Annotated in this window: 25 protein-coding genes; 11 read left to right on the forward strand and 14 right to left on the reverse strand. The window is 39.4% G+C overall.

Features of this window, described 5'->3' with window-relative positions:
- Positions 1-77: 77 nt before the first annotated feature.
- Positions 78-845 (reverse strand): class I SAM-dependent methyltransferase, encoded by a 768-nt coding sequence (locus EMIN_RS02845; protein WP_012414719.1) that lies wholly within the window; start codon positions 843-845, stop codon positions 78-80.
- An 88-nt stretch (positions 846-933) separates the two neighbouring features.
- On the opposite strand from EMIN_RS02845, the gene EMIN_RS02850 reads away from it, so the two are divergent.
- Together EMIN_RS02850 and trpB are read left to right on the forward strand one after the other, a co-directional pair.
- Positions 934-1,284, forward strand: coding sequence for a Trp family transcriptional regulator (locus tag EMIN_RS02850; RefSeq protein ID WP_012414720.1), 351 nt, complete (start codon positions 934-936; stop codon positions 1,282-1,284).
- Positions 1,229-2,467, forward strand: a complete 1,239-nt coding sequence (gene trpB / locus EMIN_RS02855; RefSeq protein WP_012414721.1) for a tryptophan synthase subunit beta — start codon at positions 1,229-1,231, stop codon at positions 2,465-2,467. The genes EMIN_RS02850 and trpB overlap by 56 nt, the downstream gene beginning before the upstream one ends.
- Positions 2,468-2,566: 99 nt before the next feature.
- Here trpB and waaF read toward each other — a convergent pair whose 3' ends face one another.
- Genes waaF through EMIN_RS02875 form a run of 4 tightly spaced genes read right to left on the reverse strand, consistent with a single transcriptional unit; the run spans position 2,567 to position 6,621 of the window.
- A complete protein-coding gene (gene waaF / locus EMIN_RS02860; protein ID WP_012414722.1) occupies positions 2,567-4,117 on the reverse strand; it encodes a lipopolysaccharide heptosyltransferase II in 1,551 nt (516 codons plus the stop codon).
- Entirely contained in the window at positions 4,107-5,378 is a 1,272-nt protein-coding gene (locus EMIN_RS02865) for a 3-deoxy-D-manno-octulosonic acid transferase (RefSeq protein WP_012414723.1), read from the reverse strand. The genes waaF and EMIN_RS02865 overlap by 11 nt, the downstream gene beginning before the upstream one ends.
- Before the next feature lie 55 nt (positions 5,379-5,433).
- A complete protein-coding gene (dut, locus tag EMIN_RS02870; protein ID WP_012414724.1) occupies positions 5,434-5,859 on the reverse strand; it encodes a dUTP diphosphatase in 426 nt (141 codons plus the stop codon).
- 3 nt (positions 5,860-5,862) lie between these two features.
- Positions 5,863-6,621 carry a CBS domain-containing protein gene (locus EMIN_RS02875; protein ID WP_012414725.1) on the reverse strand — a complete coding sequence of 253 codons (759 nt, stop codon included), beginning with the start codon at positions 6,619-6,621 and terminating at the stop codon, positions 5,863-5,865.
- A 234-nt stretch (positions 6,622-6,855) separates the two neighbouring features.
- Between EMIN_RS02875 and EMIN_RS02880 the strand changes: the two genes are divergently transcribed.
- The 5 genes from EMIN_RS02880 (at position 6,856) to EMIN_RS02895 (ending at position 11,116) form a co-directional block, all read left to right on the forward strand.
- On the forward strand, positions 6,856-7,695 hold the full coding sequence (locus EMIN_RS02880; protein WP_012414726.1) for a hypothetical protein: 840 nt from the start codon (positions 6,856-6,858) through the stop codon (positions 7,693-7,695).
- Between the two features lie 189 nt (positions 7,696-7,884).
- Positions 7,885-8,967, forward strand: a complete 1,083-nt coding sequence (locus EMIN_RS02885; RefSeq protein ID WP_012414727.1) for an AlbA family DNA-binding domain-containing protein — start codon at positions 7,885-7,887, stop codon at positions 8,965-8,967.
- A 116-nt stretch (positions 8,968-9,083) separates the two neighbouring features.
- The gene (pyk, locus tag EMIN_RS02890; RefSeq protein WP_012414728.1) at positions 9,084-10,505 is read left to right on the forward strand and encodes a pyruvate kinase; all 1,422 of its coding nucleotides are present in this window, start codon (positions 9,084-9,086) and stop codon (positions 10,503-10,505) included.
- Between the two features lie 78 nt (positions 10,506-10,583).
- Entirely contained in the window at positions 10,584-10,631 is a 48-nt protein-coding gene (locus tag EMIN_RS09655; protein ID WP_083759860.1) for a prepilin-type N-terminal cleavage/methylation domain-containing protein, read from the forward strand.
- 44 nt (positions 10,632-10,675) lie between these two features.
- The gene (locus EMIN_RS02895) at positions 10,676-11,116 is read left to right on the forward strand and encodes a hypothetical protein (protein WP_012414729.1); all 441 of its coding nucleotides are present in this window, start codon (positions 10,676-10,678) and stop codon (positions 11,114-11,116) included.
- A 139-nt stretch (positions 11,117-11,255) separates the two neighbouring features.
- Here the strand turns inward: EMIN_RS02895 and EMIN_RS02900 are convergent, their stop codons facing one another.
- From EMIN_RS02900 to EMIN_RS02925, 6 genes are all read right to left on the reverse strand, one after another.
- Positions 11,256-11,933 (reverse strand): lysophospholipid acyltransferase family protein, encoded by a 678-nt coding sequence (locus EMIN_RS02900; RefSeq protein WP_012414730.1) that lies wholly within the window; start codon positions 11,931-11,933, stop codon positions 11,256-11,258.
- 62 nt (positions 11,934-11,995) lie between these two features.
- Positions 11,996-12,628 (reverse strand): hypothetical protein, encoded by a 633-nt coding sequence (locus EMIN_RS02905; RefSeq protein WP_012414731.1) that lies wholly within the window; start codon positions 12,626-12,628, stop codon positions 11,996-11,998.
- Between the two features lie 2 nt (positions 12,629-12,630).
- Positions 12,631-13,596: a protein translocase subunit SecF gene (gene secF / locus EMIN_RS02910; RefSeq protein WP_012414732.1), complete on the reverse strand. Its 966-nt coding sequence runs from the start codon at positions 13,594-13,596 to the stop codon at positions 12,631-12,633.
- The gene (gene secD, locus EMIN_RS02915) at positions 13,593-15,014 is read right to left on the reverse strand and encodes a protein translocase subunit SecD (RefSeq protein ID WP_012414733.1); all 1,422 of its coding nucleotides are present in this window, start codon (positions 15,012-15,014) and stop codon (positions 13,593-13,595) included. The genes secF and secD overlap by 4 nt, the downstream gene beginning before the upstream one ends.
- A gap of 14 nt (positions 15,015-15,028) precedes the next feature.
- Positions 15,029-15,310 carry a preprotein translocase subunit YajC gene (gene yajC / locus EMIN_RS02920; protein ID WP_012414734.1) on the reverse strand — a complete coding sequence of 94 codons (282 nt, stop codon included), beginning with the start codon at positions 15,308-15,310 and terminating at the stop codon, positions 15,029-15,031.
- A gap of 47 nt (positions 15,311-15,357) precedes the next feature.
- On the reverse strand, positions 15,358-17,103 hold the full coding sequence (locus tag EMIN_RS02925; protein ID WP_012414735.1) for an LTA synthase family protein: 1,746 nt from the start codon (positions 17,101-17,103) through the stop codon (positions 15,358-15,360).
- A gap of 76 nt (positions 17,104-17,179) precedes the next feature.
- Here EMIN_RS02925 and thrS point away from each other — a divergent pair, with 76 nt between their 5' ends.
- A complete protein-coding gene (thrS, locus tag EMIN_RS02930; RefSeq protein ID WP_012414736.1) occupies positions 17,180-18,931 on the forward strand; it encodes a threonine--tRNA ligase in 1,752 nt (583 codons plus the stop codon).
- A gap of 300 nt (positions 18,932-19,231) precedes the next feature.
- Positions 19,232-19,675, forward strand: coding sequence for a type IV pilin protein (locus tag EMIN_RS08150; protein ID WP_012414737.1), 444 nt, complete (start codon positions 19,232-19,234; stop codon positions 19,673-19,675).
- A gap of 99 nt (positions 19,676-19,774) precedes the next feature.
- On the opposite strand, the gene EMIN_RS02940 is transcribed toward EMIN_RS08150, so the two are convergent.
- Entirely contained in the window at positions 19,775-20,491 is a 717-nt protein-coding gene (locus EMIN_RS02940; protein WP_012414738.1) for a helix-turn-helix domain-containing protein, read from the reverse strand.
- Positions 20,492-20,785: 294 nt separating this feature from the next.
- Between EMIN_RS02940 and EMIN_RS02945 the strand changes: the two genes are divergently transcribed.
- Positions 20,786-21,073 (forward strand): hypothetical protein, encoded by a 288-nt coding sequence (locus tag EMIN_RS02945; RefSeq protein WP_012414739.1) that lies wholly within the window; start codon positions 20,786-20,788, stop codon positions 21,071-21,073.
- 10 nt (positions 21,074-21,083) lie between these two features.
- On the forward strand, positions 21,084-21,482 hold the full coding sequence (locus tag EMIN_RS02950; protein ID WP_012414740.1) for a hypothetical protein: 399 nt from the start codon (positions 21,084-21,086) through the stop codon (positions 21,480-21,482).
- A gap of 66 nt (positions 21,483-21,548) precedes the next feature.
- Here EMIN_RS02950 and EMIN_RS08155 read toward each other — a convergent pair whose 3' ends face one another.
- Together EMIN_RS08155 and EMIN_RS02960 are read right to left on the reverse strand one after the other, a co-directional pair.
- Complete coding sequence (locus tag EMIN_RS08155; protein WP_012414741.1) at positions 21,549-22,040, reverse strand: type IV pilin protein; 492 nt, start codon at positions 22,038-22,040, stop codon at positions 21,549-21,551.
- A gap of 29 nt (positions 22,041-22,069) precedes the next feature.
- On the reverse strand, positions 22,070-23,956 hold the full coding sequence (locus EMIN_RS02960) for an ABC-F family ATP-binding cassette domain-containing protein (protein ID WP_012414742.1): 1,887 nt from the start codon (positions 23,954-23,956) through the stop codon (positions 22,070-22,072).
- Positions 23,957-23,993 lie beyond the last annotated feature (37 nt).

Genomic DNA, 23,993 nt, shown 5'->3' on the forward strand with positions numbered 1-23,993 from the left:
TTCATCAGCAACTTATAATAACACCCCTATCGTAAGATATGGGTGTTATTTGTTATGTATTTTTAGCGTAAAATATTTTAAGTTTTTTGTAACAGGAATAAAACGCCAGTAATATTTTGTTCTAAATCGGCTTGTTTGTTTTGAATGTTTTGTATGTAAGAGTCAAGCAATTCCTTTTTTTGAGGGTGTTTTACCAAAATCTCGGCCGCTCGCGTTTTAATAAGGGCAAAATTGTCTGCAAATTTAATATCGGTTTTTGTTTCAACCGGTTTAAGCCCTTCAAGCGTAAATAATGTTTTCCATGAGGAAAGTGATATATAATCATTTTTAAATTTAATATCGTTTAAATCGGACGAAGGGTTTAGGTAAGCGTCGCCTATAATTATAAGCCCGCCCGTTACTATTGTTTGTTTAAGCTTTGGAACGGATTGCACGGGGTTACCTAAAACGCCGCCCGCCCAGTCAAGTATAACGCAGTTGTACCCTTTGTGTGTGTTTACGGAAGTGTTAATGTCATTGACTTCAAAAGCGCACAAATCCCCAACGTTGTTCTCAACCGCTTTCTTTTTGGCGTAATCAATAAACTGCGGCATAATATCTATGCCTTTGACGTTTAAGCCCAGTTCTTTTGCAATTTTTACGGCGGCGGCGCCTTTTCCGCAGGCAAGGTCAAGTATTTTAGCTTCGCCGGGCAGGCGGTCTTTTAAAAGCTGCGCGATATCCGCGCACGGGCTGCCCAGTTCCCAAATATCCTGAAGCAGATAGGGAAGAAACATATTAAGTTCTTCGGTTTGAGCTGTAAGTGATTTGGCTAAATTATCTTTTATTTTTTGATTATCAATCATATAAAATTATTCTACAAAAAATAACCTTTGACAAAACAAAAAGAAAAATGCTATTGTTTCTATATGTAGAAACACCAAGGGGTTATATATGTCAAAATTTACTTCTAAGATGCAACGCCAGAGCGTAAAGTCTTTCGCTAATTCCGTTCTTACCATTAAGGACGGGGAACGCGCGCGATTGTTTTTAGAAGAAATATTTACTCCCGCGGAAATTAAAAAAATCTCTCTTCGTTGGCGACTCGTGGAAATGCTCTCTGCCGGCCATAGTCAGAGGAGTATAGCAAACCATCTTGGTATAAGTTTATGCAAGATAACGCGTGGCGCCAAAATATTAAACAAAAAAAATTCAATAACAAAACAATTATTAGAAGAGAGAGGCTTTTATGACAATGTTAAACCCAAAAAAACAGATATCAAAACCCAACACATTAATTCCTAACGAACACGGTTTTTACGGCATTTACGGCGGCGTGTTTGTGCCTAAAGAACTTATCGTCCCGCTTGCCGAAATAGCGGACTGCTTTAACAACACAGCTTTTACCAAAGAATTTCAAGACGAACTTTTTTATTACTATAAAAACTATGTGGGGCGGCCTTCTCCTTTATATTACGCGGCTAATATTTCTTGCGGCGGCGCTAAAATATATTTAAAAAGGGAAGATCTTAACCACACGGGCGCGCATAAAATAAACCATTGCATAGGAGAGGTATTGCTAGCCAAAAAAATGGGTAAAAAAAGAGTTATAGCTGAAACGGGCGCCGGGCAGCATGGCATAGCCATTGCAACGGCGGCGGCCTTATTAGGTATTGAGTGTGTAATTTATATGGGCGAGCAGGATGTTAAAAAAGAATATCCCAATGTGCTTAAAATAAAAACCTTGGGAGCTAAAGTTGTTTGCGTAGGCTCAGGCGCTAAAGGATTAAAAGAAGCTGTCGACGCCGCTTTTGATGACTATTTAAAAGATCCCGAAACACAAATGTACGCTATAGGCTCCGTTGTGGGGCCGCACCCTTTTCCTTTAATGGTGGCGTCTTTCCAAAGCATTGTCGGTAAAGAAGCCAGAGAGCAGTTTTTAGAGCAGGAAGGAAGGCTGCCCGATAATGTTGTGGCGTGTGTAGGGGGGGGGTCTAACTCAATGGGTATTTTCAGTGGGTTTTTTGCTGATAAAACCGTAAAACTTACAGGCGTAGAGCCCGCGGGTAAAGGTTTGGAAACAGGCCTTCACGCGGCGCCGCTTGCCAAAGGCAGGGTTGGCGTAGTGCACGGTTTTAAATGCTATTTTATGCAAGATGATAAAGGTAACCCCATGGGTACGCACAGCGTAGCAAGCGGACTTGATTACCTGGGTGTCGGGCCGCAGCATTGTTATTTAAAAGACTCGGGCCGGGTTACTTACCGGTCCGCTTGTGATGATGAGGCTGTTGACGCGTTTTTTATGCTTTCAAGAAAGGAAGGCATTATACCCGCTTTGGAAAGCGCGCACGCCGTTGCTTACGCTTTAAAACTTTCCAAAGAATTAGGCAAAGACAAATCAATTCTTGTTAATCTTTCCGGCAGGGGGGAAAAGGATTTGGATTATGTATTATCTCTTTACGGCAAAAAATACGGCGTTGATATATAATCAATACCTCCGGCTCAGACAAGTAAAATAAGTGAAAAATATAAAAATAAAACAAATAAAAAACGCCCCGTTCATATGAACGGGGCGTTTTTTATTTGTTTAAGCTATCACCTTATGCTCTTGCAGCATTTCTTTTGCGTTTTTAAATACTTCATCAACGCTTATGTCATTCATGCATTTGAAATGGCCGGCAGGGCATCTTTTACCCCCGTGTAAAGCGCACGGGCGGCATTTAAGGTCCTTTACCTCAATAACTCTGTGTCCTTTACCATAAGGGAAAAAGCCCAATTCTTTTGTTGTGGGGCCGAATATGGCAAGCGTGGGAACGCTGTAAGCCGTTGCTATATGCATTGGACCTGAATCGTTTGTAATAAAAAGTTTAAAGTTAGGCATTAAAGACATGAGGTCTGTTAAACTGGTTTTACCGGCTAAATTAGCTGTTGTGCCTTTAGATACGCGGCGTATCCTTTCGCCCAGTTCGCTGTCTTTCGCGCCGCCTACTAAAACGCAGGTCACGCTAAGCTCGTTTTGCAGTTTGCTTATAAGCTCGGTAAACTTTTCCTCGGGCCAGCATTTTGTGGCCCAGGCTGAACCGGGGTGAATACCTATAAGGGTTTTGCCTTCAAGGTGGTATTCCTTCATAAGTCTTGCTATATTTTCAGCGGGAGTAGGAACCGATTTAAGGTTAAGTTCCTCGGCCTGAAAATTTTCCTTAACAATGCCGTGAAGCAGGTTTAAGTTGCGTTCCGCGTCGTGAATCATCCATGAGAAAGGCACGGTTTTGGTATATAAAAACCAACCTTCGCTTGAGGAAAACCCTATTCTTATAGGAACTTTGCTTAACCAGGCTATTAAGGCGCTTCTGAAACTTCTGTGCGGAACCAAAAGTATATCAATGCCGCTTTGTTTAATTTCTTTGGCTGTTTTAAAAATACCTGTTATTTTTTTAAGCCCCTTCTTTTCATTTAAAATAATTTGGGAAACTTCCGGCATGTGTTTAAAAATTGATTCGGTTTCCGGGCGTGTGATAACAACTATTTTTGCGTCAGGAAACATTTTTGCCGTTTTGGATACAAGCGGCGTTGTTAAAACGCTGTCACCTATAAAGGAAGTTTGGAATATGCCTATTTTTCTTATTTTCTTTTTATCCGCAGCGCCGTCTGAAGTGTTGTAACACCAATCGCCCAGCTGGGGTTCTTTATAAATTATGGGTACGTCCCAAGAGGTTAAAGCGTCAAGATATTTTTCCAAAGTATGCTTTTCAAGTTCGGGGCTTTGGCGGCGGTATTTAACAAACATTCGCCTTGCCACGGAGCTTTTGTTGTATTTAACTTTGTTGGGTATGCCGGATAAAGCTGTTATTATTATGCTTCTAGAATTGGAGTGCAGGTCAAGTAAGTGGGTAAAGTTCCTGCTTTTAATTTCATGCACCGTTTCTAAATTTGTTCTCTTTAAGGTAAGGATTTCATCTATATCCGGATGGCAGGAAAGCACGTCGGCAAATTGTTTTTTTACAAGCAATGTTATATGGCAGTTTGGCCATTTTGCTTTAAGGTTTTTGTATACCGGGGAGGAAAGAACTATATCGCCTAAAGAAGAAAGTCTTATAACTAAAATCTTAGGGGACTTTTCCGAATTTTCATTGTTCATACTTTTTTATTAACTCCATTATTTTTCCGGTCGCACCTTGGAAAGAGACTGCGGTTTTCTTGGCTGCTGCTGACATTCCGCTAATTTTCTGCTTATCCTTAGATAAACCGGTAATCACTTCTGCAAAATTGTTTTTGTTAACGCTTATACCGCCGTTATTTTTAATAAGTTCTTCCGCCGTGTCGGGCGTATTATAAACATAAGGGCCGAATATCACGGGCTTGGCTAAAATAGCGGGTTCAAGTAAATTGTGTCCGCCTTTTTTGGCTATTGTGCCGCCTACAAAAGCTATATCTCCCGCGTTATAAAACGAAGTAAGCCAACCCATTGAGTCTGCAAACAAAATTTCCGGATCTTTAATATTTAAAGGATGGCTTGAAATGGTAGAGCTTACTTTGTTTCTATTAAGGTCCTGGATGATGGCCGATTTCCTTTCCAAATGTCTGGGGGCTATAACTATGCGTATGTTTTCTTTATAAAGTTGTTTGGCGCAGGCCATAAGCATAGATTCTTCCTCAATATGCGTGCTGCCGCAGACTAAAACGGTTTTGCCTTCCCAGCCGAGCTTTTTAAATAAATCTTTAACTTCTTCTGTACGGGGGGGATTGGTTTTAAGGCTATCATACTTAACGTTGCCTGGCACGAAGGCGGTTTCCGCTCTAAGGCCTAAGGAAAGATACCTTTGTTTAATTTCCTCGCTCTGCAAAGCGGCAAAGGAAACATTTTTAAAAATTAAACTGAAAAGAGAATAAAGCAGACGGTATTTTTTTGCGCTTCTTTCAGACATACGTCCGTTTATTATGCAAACGGGTACGCCGTTATTTATGCAGGCCATAATATTGTTGGGCCAGGTTTCGCCCTCCACAATAAACATGCGGTGCGGTTTAACCAAACGTACGAATTTACGGGTAAAAGGATAAAAATCAAAAGGAAGTAAAAGCGCGTTATCCACATGAGGGTTTTTAAAAGCGGCTGTTCTGCCCGCCCAGGTGTTTGTTGTTACTAAAACGGGTTTTTGGTACAGATCTTTAAGCTGGGGTATAAGGCCCGCCATGGAATTTACTTCGCCTACGCTGGCGCAATGTATCCAGATAGGGTTAGTTAAAAGTTCAGTATACGGGTATAATACAAAACGTTCCCGCAATTCTTCTTTTAATTTTTTTAGGAGTTTTCTTCTGGGAGATAGGAAAAAAAATATAAGCACGGCAAGCGCGCCTATAGGGGAAAGACAATTTATAATAAACAGCAAAAAGTAGCCCATGTATTAATTATATAATTTAAATATATATCTATGCAAATGCCGCATAGAGAACAAGTTAATGTTTTCCCGTGCTGCCAAAGCCGCCCGCCCCGCGCGATGTTTCGCAAAGCTCGGCAGATTCTTCAAAACCGGGGTAAAAAGTAGGCATAATCACAAGCTGCGCTACTTTTTGGCCCTTTTCAAAAATAAAAGGCGTTTCATTTAAGTTATACATGCAAATTATAATTTCGCCCCTGTAAGGATGGTCGATAAGGCCGGCCATAACTTTAACGCCGCCGCTTTCAACGGAGCTTTTGCCCCAGATTAAGCCTGAAGTGTTATCAGGCAATTCCACGGCAATTCCCGTACGCACTTTCGCTATACCGCGGGGGGGGAGCACAGTTTTTTCTAAGGCAAATAAATCAGCCCCTGAATCGGTGGAGTGCGCTCGGCATGGAAGTTTAGCGTCAGTATGAAGCTTTTTTACTTTAATGTTTTGCATAAATTATCCTTTATTAAAAATCGAGAAGATATTTTTTTTATCTTTTGGAGAGTTTTTTGTCTGTTGCGTAATTACACCTATTAAAATATTTTTTTCGTTAATTACGGGCAGCTCCGTTAAAGAACTGTTGTGTAAAATTTCTAAAGCTTGTTCGGCTTTTTCACCGGGATTTGTTTTGTCAAAATCTGTTTGCATTATTGAGCCTGCCATAGCTTCCTGCTGGTAAAAAACCAAATCTATTGTTCTTATTACCCCTGCCAGCCTGCCTGACTTATCCAAAACATAGGTTTGCATGGGAACTTTTTTGCGAGGCATATTTTTAAATTTTTTGACTATTGATTCTACGGAGGAATCTGTTTTAAAAACAGTAAAATCACTTGTCATTATCTCTCCCGCGCTGCCTTTAGGATAGCTGAGCGCGTCCTTAAGTTCCTGGGCGAAAGCCTTTGGTAATTCATTTTCAATTTTAGATTTGTGGTGCGGCGGCAATGCTGCAAGCGCGCGCGCGGCAAAGTTTATGTTAAAAGAACTTGTTATATGGGCAGCTTGTTTCAAAGGCAGTCTGCGCAAAATAGGCGCGGCTTTTGCCGGCTCCATATTTTCAAGAACAATGGTTATATGCTGGGCCTTAAGGCCGCTTAAAAACTGCAGCGTTTCATGCGTGGCAAGCGTTTCAAAAAACTTAGCTGCCTGTTCCGGAGCCGCGGCAATAAATTTTTCAGCCATATTTAAAGTAACTTGTTCTTTTGCCTGTATGTACATGTTTTTATTATAGTAATTTTCAAGCCCGGTAAAAAATGATAATGAGATTAATCATTTTTTTAGGTAGTTTTTTTGTTTATGCCAGAATCGGAATAAAAATCATTTCATAATTATTTTTAATTATTTTAAAATAGGTCTAAAAATATATTTGTATAGGTCTTTTAGCCCTTGTAAAATAAACTTCAAAAGAATATACTTAAAATAATAAAGATATTCTGTTACAGAGGTAAAAAAATGAAAAAAATAATACTTTTTGTTGTTTCTATTTTTGCTTTTAACGCGTTTTCTTTTGCGCAGAGCGACGCAGATAACGTTTTTAACCTGAGAAAGGCGTTAAGCAATGTTTTGTTGAGTTTAGGCCATTCCGATACCAATAAGGGCGGCGCCGGGCTTTTGGGTAAAAGTGAAATTTGTAATGTAGCTTTAGTATCACAGTCTTGCGTAGTATTACCTAAAAATTGCAACCCTTCACACACTAAACCTAATTCTTACCGTTTTGTAGACGCAGTGTATACTTTTAACAAGGTGGAAGACGGCAAAGTAAAATCCGTAAAGGTTTTAAGAGATTATCAAAATTACTGGCACACGGGTCAGATAACGCCTGTAGAAGAAGGTGATAAAAACTTTGAATATTTGGTTATGAATTTGCAAGCCAAAGACAAAGGCTCCGTTCCTAACGCGCCTGTAAAAATAATGGTGTTTAATGATGATTCCAGAAAAGACGCTTTCTTAAAAAATTATGCCGGCGAAGTTAGTGAAAAAGAATATGGCGTTACTATAAAAGGCAAAAACAATGAGGTAGTAATAGTTGCGCTTAATACTTATGAAAAAGGCAGCGCGAAAAATAAATATAAAGTAAGCCACGTTTCAAAAGCTTTGGCCTATAAACTTCAGGAAAATTGCGGTGTTAAGCTGGTGGGCACGTCATTAAATGAGGTTAAAGTTGTTACGGAAGATTATAAAAACTATTATATGGCTGACCCTAAGACAGGCAAAAAAGTTCTTGCACAAAACGAAGAATACGATAAATATAAAAATGATATCACGCTTGATGTTGACAGGCTTATTTCTTAAAAGAAAACTGTGTTAAATTTAAAAGCCTTCCCTTTTTAAAAGGGAAGGCTTTTTTAATAAATAACAAAAACTTTTAGTGCGCGGAACTTTCTTAATATAATACCGCGCGTATAAACAATTAAGACATTGCGCGTTTTCTTTTTATTTATTACATTAAAGAGGTAGCCGTGCGGCGGCAAGGGGTAATAAATGTTGTTTAATAAACCTATTCACGAAATAACTTTTGAAGACGTAGTTAAATTTTGCGAGAAAATGGTTCCCGAGGGAAAACAACTCGACTATAAATATTTCCTTCCTAAAAATAATGAAAAATTCGCAAAAAGTATAGCTTCTTTTGCCAATGCTATGGGCGGAACTATTATTATAGGCGTTAAAGACGATAAAAATGATTCGCCCACGCCGCCTTTTACCGGAATTCCTTTTCAATATAAAATAAGAAATAAAATTGAAGATATTATTCAGACTTATATAGACCCGGTTGTATTTGTGGATATTAATGTTTGTGGCAATTCGCACGGGCAGATGTTTGTTGTGGTTAATATACCGCAAAGTAATTTAACGCCGCACCTTGTCGGCAAAATGAAGCGGGCCTATATAAGAACGGGGCAGAGCTCAAGGCCAGAAATAATAGTCCACCCCGATAAACTTCCCTGGCTTTTGGACCACCGTAAAAAATCTGAAGCGTTGCGTCATATATTATTAGATAAGGCGGGCAAACATTTTGATAACTACATCAAATCTTTAAGCTTACGTTCCGACAGCCAAAAAGCGGTTTTAGCCGTTTCTTTAATCCCAATGTACCCGCAGGAACCTTTGCTTGATTATCATGATTTGCGCCCTGTCATGGAAGGCTTATTCCCGGGAGGGCAAACCAAAACTGTGCAAGACGGTATAACAAAGCTGGGTGATAAAGATATAAGCATGCTGGAACTTAACTCCTACGGGTTAATATATTTTAAAAAAGTGCTTGTGCCCAACGCGGATAACGCCGTTTTAAATTTTGCTGATTTAGAACAAGATATAAGAGTTTTTTTTAAAACGGCGACCAATTTTAACAGGCATATTGCTTTTGGCGGACCGTTGAGTTTTAGGTTTACAATTACCAATGCCCGCGGTGTCGAAGTGTTTTATAATGATAAACGCGCCAGCGTGCTTGAGGATTTTATAAGAACGGACTGCATATACACATCTTCAAAGATAGAACTTGATATGGATAATATTTCCGAACAAATACTAAACAAGACAGCCTGGGCCCTTGATATAGGCAAATAACTCACTTAATATAAAAATTTTTAAGACATATCCTTCCTAAAATTCTATAATGTATATTAGAAGAATTTGAGTTTATTTACTGCCGTTTGCTTTTTTATTATACCAGAGGGAGAAATATGTCCAGTCTTAAAAATAAAGGTTTTTGTAAAATTGTAGCAACATTAGGTCCTAACACAAGCACAGAAGAAATGATTGACCGTTTAGTAATGTCAGGCGTATCTGTTTTCCGTTTTAACTGCAGCCATGGCTCACTTGAGGAATACCAGCAAAGAATAAAGGGTATAAGAGCGGCTGAAAAAAAATATAACTGTAATATCGGTATTTTGTTTGACCTTCAGGGGCCTAAACTCCGTATCGGAAGATTTAAAGACAGTGCCGTTATAACGCTTAAAGAAGGCGATAAATTTAGAGTTGATTTATCACCCGAACCCGGGGATAAAACCAGGGTATCGCTTCCGCATCCCGAAATATTTCAGGCAATGCAGGAAGGGCTTGAACTTTTAATTAACGACGGTATTGTAAGAGTCCGTGTTGATTCTTTTACCGCTGACAGCGCCGAAACAACCGTTATAGCCGGCGGTCAAATATCCGACCGTAAAGGCGTTAACGTTCCCGGCGCCCACTTGCCTATTTCAGCTTTAACCGAAAAAGATTTAAAAGATTTAAAAATGGCTGAAGACCTTGGTGCTGATTTTGTAGCTTTGTCATTTGTTCAAAAAGCTGAAGATATTATTTATTTAAGAAGTTTAATGCGCTCGCAAGCGGGTGTAATCGCTAAAATCGAAAAACCTAAAGCTGTTGAAGATTTAGATAAAATTTTAGAAGTAACGGACGTTATTATGGTTGCCCGCGGCGATCTTGGCGTTGAAATGAATTCCGAACGCGTGCCCGTTATACAAAGAAGAATGATAAACGCCTGCCGCAAAGCCGGCAAGCCTGTTATCGTTGCAACGCAGATGTTAGAATCAATGGTAAATAATGTAACCCCTACCCGCGCGGAAGCGTCCGACGTTGCTACCGCTGTTTATGAAGGGGCCGACGCTGTTATGTTATCAGCCGAAACTGCTAACGGTAAACATCCTATTGAAGCGGTTTCAACAATGAGGCGTATTATAACAACCGTGGAACGTGAAATTAAAATACAGGAACCGCCCGTTTCTTTCAAAGTGGCGGACAATCCCGAACAGGCCATCATAGCGGCTGCAGGTATGTCCGCAAAAACAATGGCTATGGCAAGCTTAATTATTAACTTTACTGATTCCGGCACTACAACAAAAAGGACAGCTAAAGAAAGACCTTATGTTCCGATACTTTCTTTAACGCCCTATGAGGATATTGCAAGACGCATGACTTTGGTTTGGGGCGTTACGTCCATGAAAGTAAAAAACCTTGAGTCTTTTGACGATATTTTAAGAGAAGCCCGCGCTGCGGCTTTAGCTTCCGGTATGGCTAAAGAAGGCGACAAAGCTGTTATTACTGCGGGTGTTCCTTTCGGACACTCCGGCGATACAAACCTGCTTTATATAGTTTCAATATAAAAAGTTATTTATTAAAAAATAAAAAAGCCCTCGATTTTGAGGGCTTTTTTGCGTAGACTTATAATATAGGAAAAAATTATGAGAAAAGGTTTTACTCTAATTGAACTTTTGGTTGCAGTTCTTTAGGGATATTGGCTGCGATTGCTGTTCCGCAATACAATGCTGCTGTTATGAAAGCCAGGTGCAGCAAAGCCATTATTTGGACAAAACGCGTTAAAGACACAATGGAAAAATATTATATGGCGCATGACGTTTACGCCACTGATTTTAGCCAGCTTGACGTTGAAATATCTAATGTAAAACCCTGCGGGATAAACGCTATCTTTGATATTTATGAAGGAGGAAAATCTGTCGGGGATATATGGTATTTTTCTTCAGTCGGAAGGATGTTGGAAATGTTTTTTACCGAAGATACGCGTTTTGGTGAATTACAATATTATATGATGTTAGATAACTCCGATTATAAAGGAGAAAGATATTGCGGTTTTTACGGAAATACTACTGCCGCTAAAGAAAAAGCGGGTAAAATTTTTAGCACAAGTTTAGGCGGTAAACCCGCGCCGGCTATTGCGGGTTATTCAACTTTGCATGTAAGATATTTATTACCTTAATAAACAAGTAAAAACCTCCGCTAAACCTTATAATAAACAATAAGTTTTAGCGGAGGTTTTTACTGTATGATTGAAGTTTTTTTTATTAAAATATTGCAGTTCTTTTTAACTTTTTATACCTTGTGTTAAGGATAAAAGCTTAAGAAACCAGTTGCTCCGCTTTTAATGTAGCGGCGTTAAGTTCAAGTTCAAGTTTTAATTTAATTTGCGCTTTATCATCTTCTTTCGAAACATGAATCATGTTGCCGTAAACTAACGCGCATTTTCCGAACGGGAGGGGGATTCTCATTTTATCCCAGGATCTGACCGTAAATTTGTTGCTGAGGCCTGCGCCTACCGGCACAATGGGAAGACCTGTTTTTAAAGCCAGGTAAATTACGCCCTGCTGCACTTTGTAAATGGGGCCTCTGGGACCGTCGGGCGTTATCATCGGGTGGTAGCCTGCCTGTGATAAATCTATTAAGTTTCTTAAAGCGTTGGCGCCGCCTTTGCTTGTGGAACCTCGTACAGCTTTCATTTTAAATTTAGGAAGCACTCTTGCAATATATTCCCCATCTTTACTAAGGCTTATAAGCACGCAAATTCTTTGCCCTCTGTAAGGGTATAAAAGAAAGGCCTGTTGGTTATGCCAAATAGCGTAAATATAATTCTTGCCCGATTTGTCCCACTCTTCAAATTCTTTTGTTTTGTGAAATTTTGTTCTGGTAGTCCAACCCATAAAACAGGAAGCTAAATAAATGAAATAAGATACAATTACATATTTCATCGAGCGATGGGGGCTTTTTATAGATGTTTTTGTGGAGCTTATTTTTCTCATGCGAGTCTCTTTTTAATTAAATTGTTATTTATTGTACTATTAACAGGAAAAAAAGTATAGGATTATTTTCTTTTTTTCTTTTTCTTGTTCCACGGTACTAAAAAAGCGACTGTTGCTTTAGGAGTTATAATGCCTTCTTCAAATTTTACGCCTATTTTTTCAGTATTAAGGGAGTTAAATATTACAGGTATCGCTTTAAGCGCGATATCACGGTCTATCCTGGGAGCTTCCTGTAAAAATTTAGGCTCTTGGGCATAGGCGAAAATGGGTGTGTATAAAACTTCTATACCTTGAGTTTCAAACTCTTCTTTTTCGGCTTGCTCTTTAATTAGGTCATTAACAAACTGTACTGCGTTTTTTAAAAATTCAAATAAAACGATGTTTGCGGCCGTGGTAAGCGTTATATTATCGTCAAATTCCTTAATTTTTTCCTCAATAACGGGGCCTAAGTTTACAACACAGGCCGAAAACATATCTTTATGTTCAATTCCAATACTTTCAAGTTCTAAAGATTTTTCTTCAAAAAGTTTATAAACGACCCCCGGGTTGAGGGCGGCATATAAACGGACAATAAACTTGTCCAGTTCAAATTCGTCGGAAATCCCCGCCGCTTTAAGATCCAGGTTGGACCTTAAAATTCGGCGGGCAATTTCTTTACGTCTTAAAGATATTTTGAACTTTTTAATTTTGTTCATTCTTATCTGTGTTTCTTTTTATTATGTTTTTTAGCGGTTTTTATCTCGGCCGCCAAGGCTACATCCTGGTTGCCCACGGTTTTGGCGAAGTTATCCGAATCTTTTGCCCAATCATAAACTATAGGCGTGGCGATAAAAAGCGTGGAATATGTGCCCACAATAACGCCGATAAGCATTATTAAAGAGAAGTTTTTTAACACTTCGCCGCCAAAGAAATAAATTATGACAAGCACTATTAAAACTGTTGAGCCTGTGATAACCGTTCTTGACAATGTTTCGTTAAGACTGCGGTTAACGATATTGTAAAAAGATTCTTTGGGGTTTTCTTTAATGTTTTCTCTCATGCGGTCGAAAATGACGATATTATCGTTAATAGAATAACCTACCGCAGTTAAAAGCGCGGCTACGATAACAAGGTCAAACTCTTTTTGCAGGAAAGCGAAAGCCGCTACCATGAAAAACGCGTCGTGTATCAAGGCTATTACGCCCGCCGTGCCCCAAATAATGTTTTGGAAGCGGAACGCTATGTAAAGAACCATAAATACTAAAGACAATGCTAAAGCCCACAGTGCTCTTTCACCAAGATCTTTACCTACCGTGGGACCTACGAAGTCCGTAGCCACTACGGTAAACTTAAGTTTGGCGGCTGTTAATGAGGTTTCAACATCGCTTCTTACTTCATTAACATTTTCCTGTGAGCCTTTTATCTTAATCATGTAGGTGTTTTTGCCTACGTAGGACTGTATTTCGGGGTTATATTTTTCAACGGCTGATCTTACCTGATCAATGGTGATGCTTTCTGTAAACTGAACCTGAACCATTGTACCGCCTTTAAAATCAATACCCATGTTAAGCCCGCGGGTTAAAATACAAATTAAACCGGCTATTAAAATAATAGCTGAGACGGCGTAAAAGTATTTTCTTATTTTTAAGAAGTCGAAGTTTGTTTTAGGAATTAAATTCATCATAAGCTTATATCCTTGGGGTTAGCCGTAAGAAGAAGGTCGTAAATAGCCCTTGTTACGAAAACTGACGTAAACACGCCTATTAAAAGACCTAATGTGAGCGTAACGGCAAAACCTTTAACCGGGCCTGAACCGAACTGGAAGAGGAACAAAGCCACGATCCATGAAGTGAAGTTAGAATCAAAAATAGCGCTCCATGCTTTAGTGTATCCGAGGTCAATCATTTCGTATAAGGACCTTCCTCTTAATTTTTCCTCACGCATACGTTCCAAAATAAGAACGTTGGCGTCGATAGCCATAGCGAGTGAAAGTATAATACCTGCTATACCCGGCATTGTAAGCGTAGCGTTAAACGCCGCCATAGCCGCTAAAAGGAAAACTAAGTTCAGGATAAGCGCGATGTTTGAGATAATACCGCCGGATTTATAATAAATAGCCATTAAAATAAGGATTATTACAATGCCGTATAAAGAAGCTCTTACGCCTGACTTAATAGAGTCTTCACCCAAGCTGGGGCCGATTGTGCGCTTTTCAATAATTTTTACCGGTGCGGGTAAGGCGCCTGCTCTTAAAGTAATGGCGAGGCGTCTTGCTTCGTCCATGGTAAATCTGCCTGAAATGCGGCCGTCTCTTGTGATTCTGCTTTGTATTGAAGGGGCTGATTGAACGGTGTTATCTAAAACAATGGCAAGTTGCTTGCCTATGTTTGAACCCGTTAAAGAACCAAACTTTTTTGCGCCTTCGGCAGAAAAAGTAAAAGACACTTCGGGGTAGCCGTAGTCTCCGCCCACGTTAACTTGAGCGTTTTCAAGATCGGCGCCCGTTACTTTTACTTCTTTTTCTAAAAAGGAAAATCCGCCTTCTTTATTTTTTAAAACAATAGTATCCGCGGGAAGGAGTTTTGCGAGTGAAGGTATTAAATTGCCGTCTTCGTCCCAAGGCTCTTCTGTGTCCTCTATTTTAGCGGCGGCTTTATCTAAAGCCGAAGTCTGGGGCTTTACTATCCTAAACTCAAGCATTGCCGTTTTGCCGATTAAGGCTTCCGCCTGAGCGGGGTTTGCTATGCCGGGAAGTTGGACGGAAATCCATTTTTCGCCTTGTCTTGTTATAGGCGTTTCCGCTACGCCGTATTGGTCAATACGGTTTCTGATAATTTCAATGGCCCTGCTCACTGCGTCATTGCGTGCCGCAGGAGTGTTATCAGGTAATTTTGTAACATCAAGTTCGAGGAGCAAACTGCTGCCGCCTCTGAGGTCAAGGCCTAAGTTAAGAATATTTTTAGGTCTGTCGCCGGATGCTTCAAGCTTTGCGCGGTCTTCGTTTGATAAGCTGTACCATTTGTAAACAGGGTAAAGCAAATAAACTGACGCGAACAAAGCAACAAGAATCACAGCCCATTTAACTAGTACTTTGTTGGACATCTGGAACTCCTTGGTTATTTGTTGATTGCTTTTACAATGCTTGTTTTAAGCACCGTTATTTTATTAGTTTCCGAAAGTTTTACTTCAACCATATCGTCTTTAAATCCGGCTATGGTTCCCACAATACCGCCAAAGATAACAACTTTATCGTCTTTTTTAAGGGCGTCAATCATTTCTCTTTGGACCTGGGCTCTTTTTTTATCGCCGCGGCTTGACATTACCATCATAATAAGAAATAACGCCGCCACAAAAATCATTATTAAGTTTAGTGCGCTTCCTCCGCCTGCTGCTTCCATATTTGCTCCTCCGTTTAACTTCAGATTAACATTTTAATTTTAACATATTAGGGAGCTGTTGGCTCCAAAAAAGTATTAACAAGCGCGGTGATACCGCTTCTTTCATCATTTTTTATAGGGTATAAATTAGTTTCTTCCGGCGTTTTTACGATAATATAATCTTCTTTTATATCAAATGCTGCGCGGGGGGCTTCCTCAAACAGGCTTTTACCGAACATTCCTTTTGGGATATCAAAACCCGTAAGAGCAAGCACCGTAGGCGCAATATCTATTTGTGAAGCTAAAGGATTTTCAGTTAAAGGCGCTTTAATCGGTTTTTTTGAAATCAGTAAAAAAGGTAAATTGTTAAAATCATCTTTAAAAGGCGTTACAAGGCTTGTAAAACTTATGTTTGAAAAAAACGGATGGTCGCCCGAAACGATAAGCAAAGTTCTATCGTCAAAAAGGCCTTCTTTTTCTAACTTTTTAACAAACAAACCAAGGTCGTGGTCATGCTTCCAAAAAGCGCGCACCATATTGGGGGAGCGGTAAAGATGGTTGTCCGGCTCGCCGGGATATTCTTGGCCCAGATAATCTTCCCTGCCTTTAGGTACGTGTGTGTCAACAGTAAGCATTTGAATAAAAACTTTTTTGTCTTTATTTTCTTTTAAATATTCCACTGCAAAATCAAAAAGTTTGCGGTCCGTAAGGCCCCACCATTCGATGTCGCCTTTATATTTTGGCAGTTTTGAAAAGTGGTTCGCGCCGTAAACTTCCTCAAAGCCGGCCTGGTTAAACAAAACATTTTCATCCATATAAAATTCATTTGCGCCGCGTATAAAAGCGGTTTTAAAGCCGTTTTCTTTTAATATCCGCACAAAGGAAATGGGGTATTTATTTTCAAAACTTAATTTTGCGTTCGGATGGCCTGAAAATATAATGCTTAGCCCGTATAGTGTGGAAAGCGCCCCCGCCTGTAAAGAAGCGTAAGGGTATTTTGCTATTAAAGAGTCAAGCGAAGGGGAAGCGTCCGCCGGTAAATTAGGATTTCGGGCGCGTATAAATTTGTTTGATAAAGATTCCGTTGAAAGGAAAATAACACGGTCAAACTTAGGCAGGTCTTTTTGTTGGGAATGTTCAAATAAATTATATTTTTTTGCCAGTTCTTCCGTTTTTGGAGTAAGCTTGGGTATGACATTTTGTTTTTTAGCCAAAAGACCTTTAATTATATAAATAGGCGTGGGGGTAAGAAGATATTTTGAGTAAAAAGTTTTTTGCGCAGGCAGCAAATTATAAAAAGGTATAAATAAAAAAAGTAAAAATAAAATAAAGGCTTTCCAAATTCTGTCGGCCGCCTGAGGTTTGGAAACAGGCTTTAAAAGTTTTAACACAGCCGTCACGGAATAGATTATTAAAAATAAAACATAACCGATTACGCGGTAATCCGTCATAAAACCGTAATCCGCGCCTTCAACGGTTTGAAGATATTTCGCGCCAAAGCGTTCCTTAAAATACATAAGGAGCGTAATATCGCAGGAAACTATTACAAAATAAAGAAATAAAACAACTATGTAAAACCATTTTTTGCGTATGCCTATTAAATGGAAAAAATATAAAAATATAGCGAGGAAAAAGAATTCGACGGCGAATTTTTGCAACCCGCCTATAATAACAGTGCCGGGGCTTAAAACGCCAAGTTGGTAAAATCCGTATAAGGAAACAAAAAGCCCAAGTATTGATATTACTGCCAAAAAAGCAAAATCACGTTTAAAGGAAAGATAAAAATCTTCAAATATAAGTTTTATTGTCTTCATTTTTGCAGGTTTTCACATTATTTAATTTGATATAATTTATTATATCTTTTTTGCTTAAGTTACAGAGGAACTTTTTATGTCAAATACTGATTTGCAAACCGCAAGGCACTCGCTTTCCCATATTATGGCTCAGGCCGTGCAGGAATTATTTCCGGGCACGCGTTTAGGCATAGGTCCCGCGATTGAAAATGGGTTTTATTATGATTTTGAGTCGGACCATAAATTTGTGCCCGAGGATTTAAAAGCCATTGAAGCTAAAATGAAGGAAATTATTAAAGCCAAACAGCCGTTTGCTTGTAAAAACATGCCAAAGGCTGAGGCGGTTAAATTCTTTTCAGACAAGGGCGAACACTTTAAAGTAGAACTTATTAACGAACTTGAGGACGGCAGCATTTCCGTTTATACAAACGGGGATTTTGTTGACCTCTGCAAAGGCCCGCACGTTGAGCACACGGGTAAAATAAACAATTTTAAACTTACCCATATCGCAGGAGCTTACTGGAAAGGCGATGAAAAACGCCCCATGCTTCAGCGCATTTACGGCCTTGCTTTTGAAACTAAAGACAAGCTTAACGAATATATTAAACAACAAGAAGAAGCCGCCAAACGCGACCACCGCAAATTAGGCATTGAACTTGATTTGTTCAGCATCAGTGAAGACATAGGCCCCGGTTTAATTTTAATGCATCCTAAAGGTGGTATGTTAAGAAAGGTTGTTGAAGACTGGATTAGAGACGAAAATATTAAACACGGTTATGACTTGGTTTATTCGCCCCATATCGCAAGGCTGCACCTTTGGCAAAAAAGCGGACACGCCAATTTCTATTCCGAAAATATGTTTCAGCCTATAGAAGTTGACGACCAGCAGTACCAGCTTAAACCTATGAACTGTCCTTTCCATATAGCTATTTATGAGTCGCACTTAAGGTCATACCGTGATTTACCAGTAAGGCTTGCCGAACTGGGTACGGTTTACAGATATGAACGCAGCGGCGTTGTTCACGGTCTTTTGCGTGTAAGAGGTTTTACGCAAGACGACGCGCACATTTTCTGCACTCCCGAACAAATGAACGGCGAAATTGAGGATTGCTTTAACTTTGCCATGTTGGTTATGAAAACATTTGGTTTTGAAAAATTCTCGGTAGAGCTTTCCACCTGGGATGAAACCAAACCTGAAAATTACACCGGTGGCAAAAAAGACTGGGAGGAGGCGCAAAACGCCCTTGAAAGCGTGTTAAAGAAGAACAATGTGCCTTTTACCGTACATGCGGGTGAAGCTGCTTTTTACGGTCCCAAAATCGATATTAAAGTTATGGACGCTATAGGAAGATATTGGCAGCTTTCCACAATTCAGTTTGACTTTAACCTGCCCCAGAAATTTGAGCTTGAATATGTTTCGCCCGAAGGCAGAAAAAGACCTCTTATGGTGCACAGGGCTTTACTAGGCTCAATTGAAAGGTTTTTAGGCGTTTTAATTGAACATTACGCGGGCTTATTTCCGTTATGGCTTGCGCCTGTGCAGGTAAAACTTTTAACTCTTACGGACGACCAGTTTGACTTTGCCAAAGACGTTGTTAAACAAATGAAGCTTGCAGGTTTAAGGGCAGAGCTTGACTCCAGGCCTGAAAAACTTGGCCTTAAAATAAGGGAGGCGCATGTTGAAAAGATACCCTACTCCATAGTGATAGGCGCTAAAGAAGCGGAAAACAAAACGCTTACACTTAGGTTAAGAAGCGGCAAAAATGTTGAAGGCCTTAGCGTTGGGGATGTTATAGCAAAACTTAAGGAAGAGGCCGATACAAAGAGTTTAAAACCTTTGTTTGAATAATTAAAGATATAAAGTATTTAAAAAAATTCCCGCTTTAAGGCGGGAATTTTTTTATGAGAGTGCAAAGCACCGCCAGTGTGAGCCGGGGGACGGATAGTATCTTGATTTCATAACGCCTCTGCTTTACTGGCGCGGAGAGGTTGCTGTTTGTTGTTGGGTGAAATCGCCAAGCGAGGCTTTGAAACAAAAGAAACCCCGGGTGTGAGCCTGGAAAGTTTTGTTTTTCTAATTTTAAAAAAATACAAATTTATTATAATTTTATATACTATAAACCAATATAATTTATATAAAGGACTTTATATGAAAAAAGGATTTACTTTAATAGAATTACTTGTAGTTGTTCTTATTATAGGCATACTTGCCGCTATAGCGTTGCCTCAATATACCAAAGCGGTTGAAAAAAGCCGTTGGTCTGAGGCAAAGATAATGGTAAAAGCTTTAAAGGACGCGCAGGACAGATATTTTTTGGCGACAGGCGAGTATACCTCCAACCTTACTGATTTAGATATTGAAGTCCCCTCATCAACAAAATATTTTACCTATATTATGCACACTTCTCCGTTACTACATATTGAGGCTAATCGTACGGGGCAAAGCATATGGATGGTAAAATACGCCGGCACTGAGGAAATATTTTGCGCCGCGGCAAACGGCTCGGAAGAAAACAAAAAACTGTGTAAAACAATAACAAGCAGAGAAGGCATTGCCTGCCCGGAGCCGGGATATACCTGTTTCCCGATATAAAAATAAAATAAATTTCGCGAAACTGCGGGGATTGTTTGAATATTTACAGAAGATAGTATTTTTTCGTTTTTGATTCGCCCGTCGCGTGTAAATTTTATACTATTGCAGTCTTAAAAAGTATTTTACAAATCCTAAAACTTCAACATCTTCAAGATTTGCTTTTATTTCTTTTTTTCCGCTTTTTAGTACTATTTCCTTATCGTTAAAAATAATTTTTTTTATACAATATTTTTTGTTAAATTTTACAAGAGCGGTTTTCCCGGTTATAGCTTTATCGGCAGGCATAATTACGGCGTATTCGCCTTCTTTAGCGTATGCGTAAACCTCTCCGCTTTCTATTTTTAATGCAAAAGGCGTTTTATCATCAGGGCTGTCTATAAGCATGGGCAAATACTCATCTACCGAAGAATAGCTTGGGTAAATAAAAAATTCTTCTTTCGCCTCTCCCGTAACGGCTATATGTTTTGGCATAAAAACGTCTATTTTTGTTTTATTTGATAAAGAGCTGGTAGAATACTCTTCCTGTTCGTCGCTGACGCCAAAACTCATTTTTTTTGTAATACTTTCTATGGCGTATAAAAGCGCGCGGGTTTTTTCTTCTAAATTTTCACCGGTTTCAATGTCATCATCAAGCTCTTGGACGGTTATTCCGAATTCTGAGGCAAGTTTTTCCAAATTTTCCGGTAAGGGCCTGGTTTTTCCTTTTACCCACTGTGATATAGCGCTTGAATCCGAAATCCCTATTCTTTCTGCAAGTTTAACTTTTGTTATTTTCAGCCTTTTGATATTAGCGGCTATTTTTTCTCCCATTTTCATAGAAGCTCCTGGTTTTTTATATGGCACATTAATCTCTGCTTAATCAAATCGTATCAATATTTTAGCATATTTTAGGTCTGAAAATTGACAATTTAAGACAAATCTGATACAATCGTATCAGATTTGATTCAGCTAAAAGCTGATATTCAAGTTAAATCAAAGGGTCTTTTGCAGGCCAAGCTGTTATAAAGCAAATTTATACCGGCGAGACGGCTCTCCTAACCTCCGGGACATCCCGGAAGCCGCGAAAAAGGCGGTATCTCCCTGCAAAAGCCCCTTAATAAGAGGGTAACAATGGGGGGAAAACAAAAAAACCAAAATACCGCTATAGGTGCGGACTTATATTTCAGCCTTTATAAATTGCTTAAAAGAAGGCATGCTCTTTTACCGTTGGTTAAAGAGTTTGAACAAATAGACAGCACCATAAAAACTTATTTTGCAGGCGTGCCTAGAATTGTTATCGGAGATTACAGTGTAGAAGGACAATGGGAAGAGGAGCCTGAAGGGAGTTTTGTTAATAAGGCAAAAAATGATATAAAACGGCAAAAAATTTGGACGGTTAATATTAAACAGGTTAAATAGAGGGGGAAAGATGGATTATTTAACAGCAAGATGGTTCTTAGTAAAACAAATGCCTAAAAATAAGCTTAACGCTTTTCATTTGATGGAAAAATCGGTTTATAACTATAGTTTTGACAGTTATAAATTATTTAAAGAAAGTAAGGTTGTGGCACCGTTGTGGTGGCAAAGCGCAACAGCTTTTTTAAGTAAGGAAAATGAGGGTTTTTGGCGTATTTGTTCAAATCGGGAAAAGCGTTTGGAAATAGAAGAATTTGCTTTAACGGTAAGAAGCATTTTAAGAAATAAAAAAATAGACGCGGCGGAACTTTTTAACAATATTAAACTTATGCATGAGTGTGATTTGCTTATCAATAACATATCTTTAGCTGATCCTTTACCTTCCTTATCCTGCCTTACATTACCCTCCTAGTCACGGGCATAAGAACAGGGCCGCTTTTTAAAGGGGCCCTGTTTTTTTTATTGTTTTAAGTTTTATTTAAAAATTCCAAACGCCGCTTGTGCCGGAATCTTTTCCCCCGGCGGAAAGGCAAAGTTTTTTACCTTTATCGCTAAAAGTGTTTATTATACCCGCGTGTATGTTGCATGTTCTGGAATTTTTAGTCATATCCCACCAAATATAATAATCAACTTTCTCTCCCGCGCTGTTAAGGCGGAAAATTCTTATAGCGGGAACAATGGCATTTTTACCGTCAAGCTGCATTGTAAAGTTGTTACTTGTGGCCCAGGCGCCGTTTATTGTATATCCGCCCGGAACTTCAATGTCAAGTTCATCAAAAGATGTAGGGTATTCGCCCGTTTGGAGGAAATATCTTTGGCTTGCGTCAACAAAATTTTTGCCTACTATTAACGCTTCGGACATACGGGATTTTTCCACGGCGTTTGTATATTGCGGCAACGCTATGGCGGCAAGTATGCCTATAATTAAGACTACCACTAAAAGTTCTATTAAAGTAAATCCTTTTTTCATATTTATCGCTTAATTAGATAATACAAAATTTAAGTTAAATGTTCTTCAAGTTTATTGGAGAGTTCAAGCCATTTTTCTTCGGCTTTATCAATATCTTTTATTTTGTAAGCGAGCTCTTTAGATTTTTGCTGGTCAAATTTTTTAATAAGTTCACCCTCCAACACCGCGCGTTCCTGCTGCATTTGAGAAATGCTTCTTTCAAGTTCTTTAAGCTCTTTTCTTAAAGGTGCGGCGGCAAGCCTTTTTTGCGCGTCCTGCCTTCTTTTTTCCGCTCGGCTGCGTTCCTCGGAGTTGGCGTCGTCTTGCGCGGCAAATTCGTCAAAATATTCAAGAGTGCCGTTTAAAATTTTTTGTTTGTAATCCTCAACGTCGCCTTCAAAATTGCGTACGCCGCCGCCCGCTATTAAAATTAGCCTCTCACAAACAAGTTCTATCATATGTAAGTCATGCGTGATCAAAATAACGGCGCCTTCATATTGGTTAAGCGCATCTAAAAGAGCGCTGCGCGAAACAATGTCAAGGTGGTTGGTAGGCTCGTCTAAAATAAGCAGGTGGGGCTTATCTTTTGTAATTAAAGAAAGCATTAACCTGGCTTTTTCTCCGCCGGAAAGTTTGCCTATTTTAGTATCAGCCTTTTTTTTATTTAGGCCAAAACCGCCCAGCTGAGTGTAAACCGCCGTCATGGGAACAAAGCCCATTGCGTCTGACATAACTTCAAAAGCGGTTTTATCTAAAGGCAGTTCTTCAGTTTGGTGCTGGGCAAAATAAGCGGTGCGCAGTTTGCGTGATTTTTTCACTTTGCCCGATAGTAATCTTAACCTTTCAGCCAATACTTTGGCTAAAGTTGATTTGCCGTTTCCGTTAGCGCCTAAAAAGGCAATTCTGTCATCTTGACTAACGGTAAGGTTAAAATTTTTTAAAACAACCTTTTCGCTGTAATTAAAATCTTCGTCATTAATATAACCGGCAACGCCGTCTTCTATGCTTATTAAATAAGGCGGCAGCTGTTCCGGCTGCGGGAAGCGGAATTGCACTTCAGCGTCCACGGGAACGGGGGGAGCATCACCCAAACGCTCAAGCATTTTTATTCTGCTTTGCGCCTGTTTGGCTTTACTTGCTTTGTAACGGAATCTGTCAACAAAGGATTGCAAATGCGCTCTTGTAAGTTCATGCTGTTTGGCGGCAGCGGCGGCGTTTTCTTTTTCAATATTTCTGCTTCTTTCAAAAATATCATAATTGCCGTTGTATGATTTTAATTTGCTTTCATCCATTAAAATAATGCGGTCACAAAGTTTGTTTAAAATATTGCGGTCATGGCTTATTATAATTATGGTGCGGTCCATTTTAGCTAAATGGTTTTCAAGCCAGATAGTGGTTTCCAAATCCAAGTGGTTGGTGGGCTCGTCTAAAAGTAAAATGTCCGAAGGGGCGAATAATGTGGCCGCAAGCGCGGCGCGCATACGCCAACCGCCTGAAAATTCTTTTAAAGAGCGTTCAAAATCGCTGTTTTTAAAACCCAGGCCCGTTAAAATAGCGGCCGCTCTCGCGCTTGCACTGTGAATGCCTAAAGTATTAAGCTGGTCGTGTATTTCAGCTATCTTTCTGCCGTCGGTTTCGATTTCCAAATCATGCTGTAAAGTTTTTAAGCGTATGTCTGAGTTGAGTATTGAATTTAACAGCGTTTCGGAAGTGTCCTCAATTTCCTGTTTAACAGTGGCTACGCGCACTTCGGAAGGAATATTAATTTCACCGCTTTCGGGGTGAAGCTTGCCTAAAATTAGATTAAATAAAGTTGTTTTACCACAGCCGTTTAAACCCACAAGGCCCGCTTTTTGGCCTCTGGCTATAAAGGCGTTCGCGCTGTTAAGAAGAGTGCGTAACCCTATGCTGTAAGATAAGTTTTTTATTTCTAACATAACTTTATTTTTTAAGTTGAAACGGAGCGGATATAAT

Source organism: Elusimicrobium minutum Pei191, from assembly GCF_000020145.1.
Taxonomy (GTDB): domain Bacteria; phylum Elusimicrobiota; class Elusimicrobia; order Elusimicrobiales; family Elusimicrobiaceae; genus Elusimicrobium; species Elusimicrobium minutum.

Coding starts and splice junctions, on each gene's coding strand:
- EMIN_RS08150 (WP_012414737.1), top strand. CDS start 19,232: ATGAAAAAAGGATTTACTTTAATAGAATTACTTGTAGTTGTTCTTATT.
- pyk (WP_012414728.1), top strand. CDS start 9,084: ATGTCCAGTCTTAAAAATAAAGGTTTTTGTAAAATTGTAGCAACATTA.
- yajC (WP_012414734.1), bottom strand. CDS start 15,310: ATGGAAGCAGCAGGCGGAGGAAGCGCACTAAACTTAATAATGATTTTT.
- EMIN_RS02865 (WP_012414723.1), bottom strand. CDS start 5,378: ATGGGCTACTTTTTGCTGTTTATTATAAATTGTCTTTCCCCTATAGGC.
- EMIN_RS02845 (WP_012414719.1), bottom strand. CDS start 845: ATGATTGATAATCAAAAAATAAAAGATAATTTAGCCAAATCACTTACA.
- secD (WP_012414733.1), bottom strand. CDS start 15,014: ATGTCCAACAAAGTACTAGTTAAATGGGCTGTGATTCTTGTTGCTTTG.
- waaF (WP_012414722.1), bottom strand. CDS start 4,117: ATGAACAATGAAAATTCGGAAAAGTCCCCTAAGATTTTAGTTATAAGA.
- EMIN_RS02945 (WP_012414739.1), top strand. CDS start 20,786: ATGGGGGGAAAACAAAAAAACCAAAATACCGCTATAGGTGCGGACTTA.
- secF (WP_012414732.1), bottom strand. CDS start 13,596: ATGATGAATTTAATTCCTAAAACAAACTTCGACTTCTTAAAAATAAGA.
- trpB (WP_012414721.1), top strand. CDS start 1,229: ATGACAATGTTAAACCCAAAAAAACAGATATCAAAACCCAACACATTA.
- EMIN_RS02895 (WP_012414729.1), top strand. CDS start 10,676: ATGAAAGCCAGGTGCAGCAAAGCCATTATTTGGACAAAACGCGTTAAA.
- thrS (WP_012414736.1), top strand. CDS start 17,180: ATGTCAAATACTGATTTGCAAACCGCAAGGCACTCGCTTTCCCATATT.
- EMIN_RS02950 (WP_012414740.1), top strand. CDS start 21,084: ATGGATTATTTAACAGCAAGATGGTTCTTAGTAAAACAAATGCCTAAA.
- dut (WP_012414724.1), bottom strand. CDS start 5,859: ATGCAAAACATTAAAGTAAAAAAGCTTCATACTGACGCTAAACTTCCA.
- EMIN_RS02940 (WP_012414738.1), bottom strand. CDS start 20,491: ATGAAAATGGGAGAAAAAATAGCCGCTAATATCAAAAGGCTGAAAATA.
- EMIN_RS02905 (WP_012414731.1), bottom strand. CDS start 12,628: ATGAACAAAATTAAAAAGTTCAAAATATCTTTAAGACGTAAAGAAATT.
- EMIN_RS02850 (WP_012414720.1), top strand. CDS start 934: ATGTCAAAATTTACTTCTAAGATGCAACGCCAGAGCGTAAAGTCTTTC.
- EMIN_RS02880 (WP_012414726.1), top strand. CDS start 6,856: ATGAAAAAAATAATACTTTTTGTTGTTTCTATTTTTGCTTTTAACGCG.
- EMIN_RS02875 (WP_012414725.1), bottom strand. CDS start 6,621: ATGTACATACAGGCAAAAGAACAAGTTACTTTAAATATGGCTGAAAAA.
- EMIN_RS02960 (WP_012414742.1), bottom strand. CDS start 23,956: ATGTTAGAAATAAAAAACTTATCTTACAGCATAGGGTTACGCACTCTT.
- EMIN_RS02900 (WP_012414730.1), bottom strand. CDS start 11,933: ATGAGAAAAATAAGCTCCACAAAAACATCTATAAAAAGCCCCCATCGC.
- EMIN_RS02885 (WP_012414727.1), top strand. CDS start 7,885: ATGTTGTTTAATAAACCTATTCACGAAATAACTTTTGAAGACGTAGTT.
- EMIN_RS02925 (WP_012414735.1), bottom strand. CDS start 17,103: ATGAAGACAATAAAACTTATATTTGAAGATTTTTATCTTTCCTTTAAA.
- EMIN_RS08155 (WP_012414741.1), bottom strand. CDS start 22,040: ATGAAAAAAGGATTTACTTTAATAGAACTTTTAGTGGTAGTCTTAATT.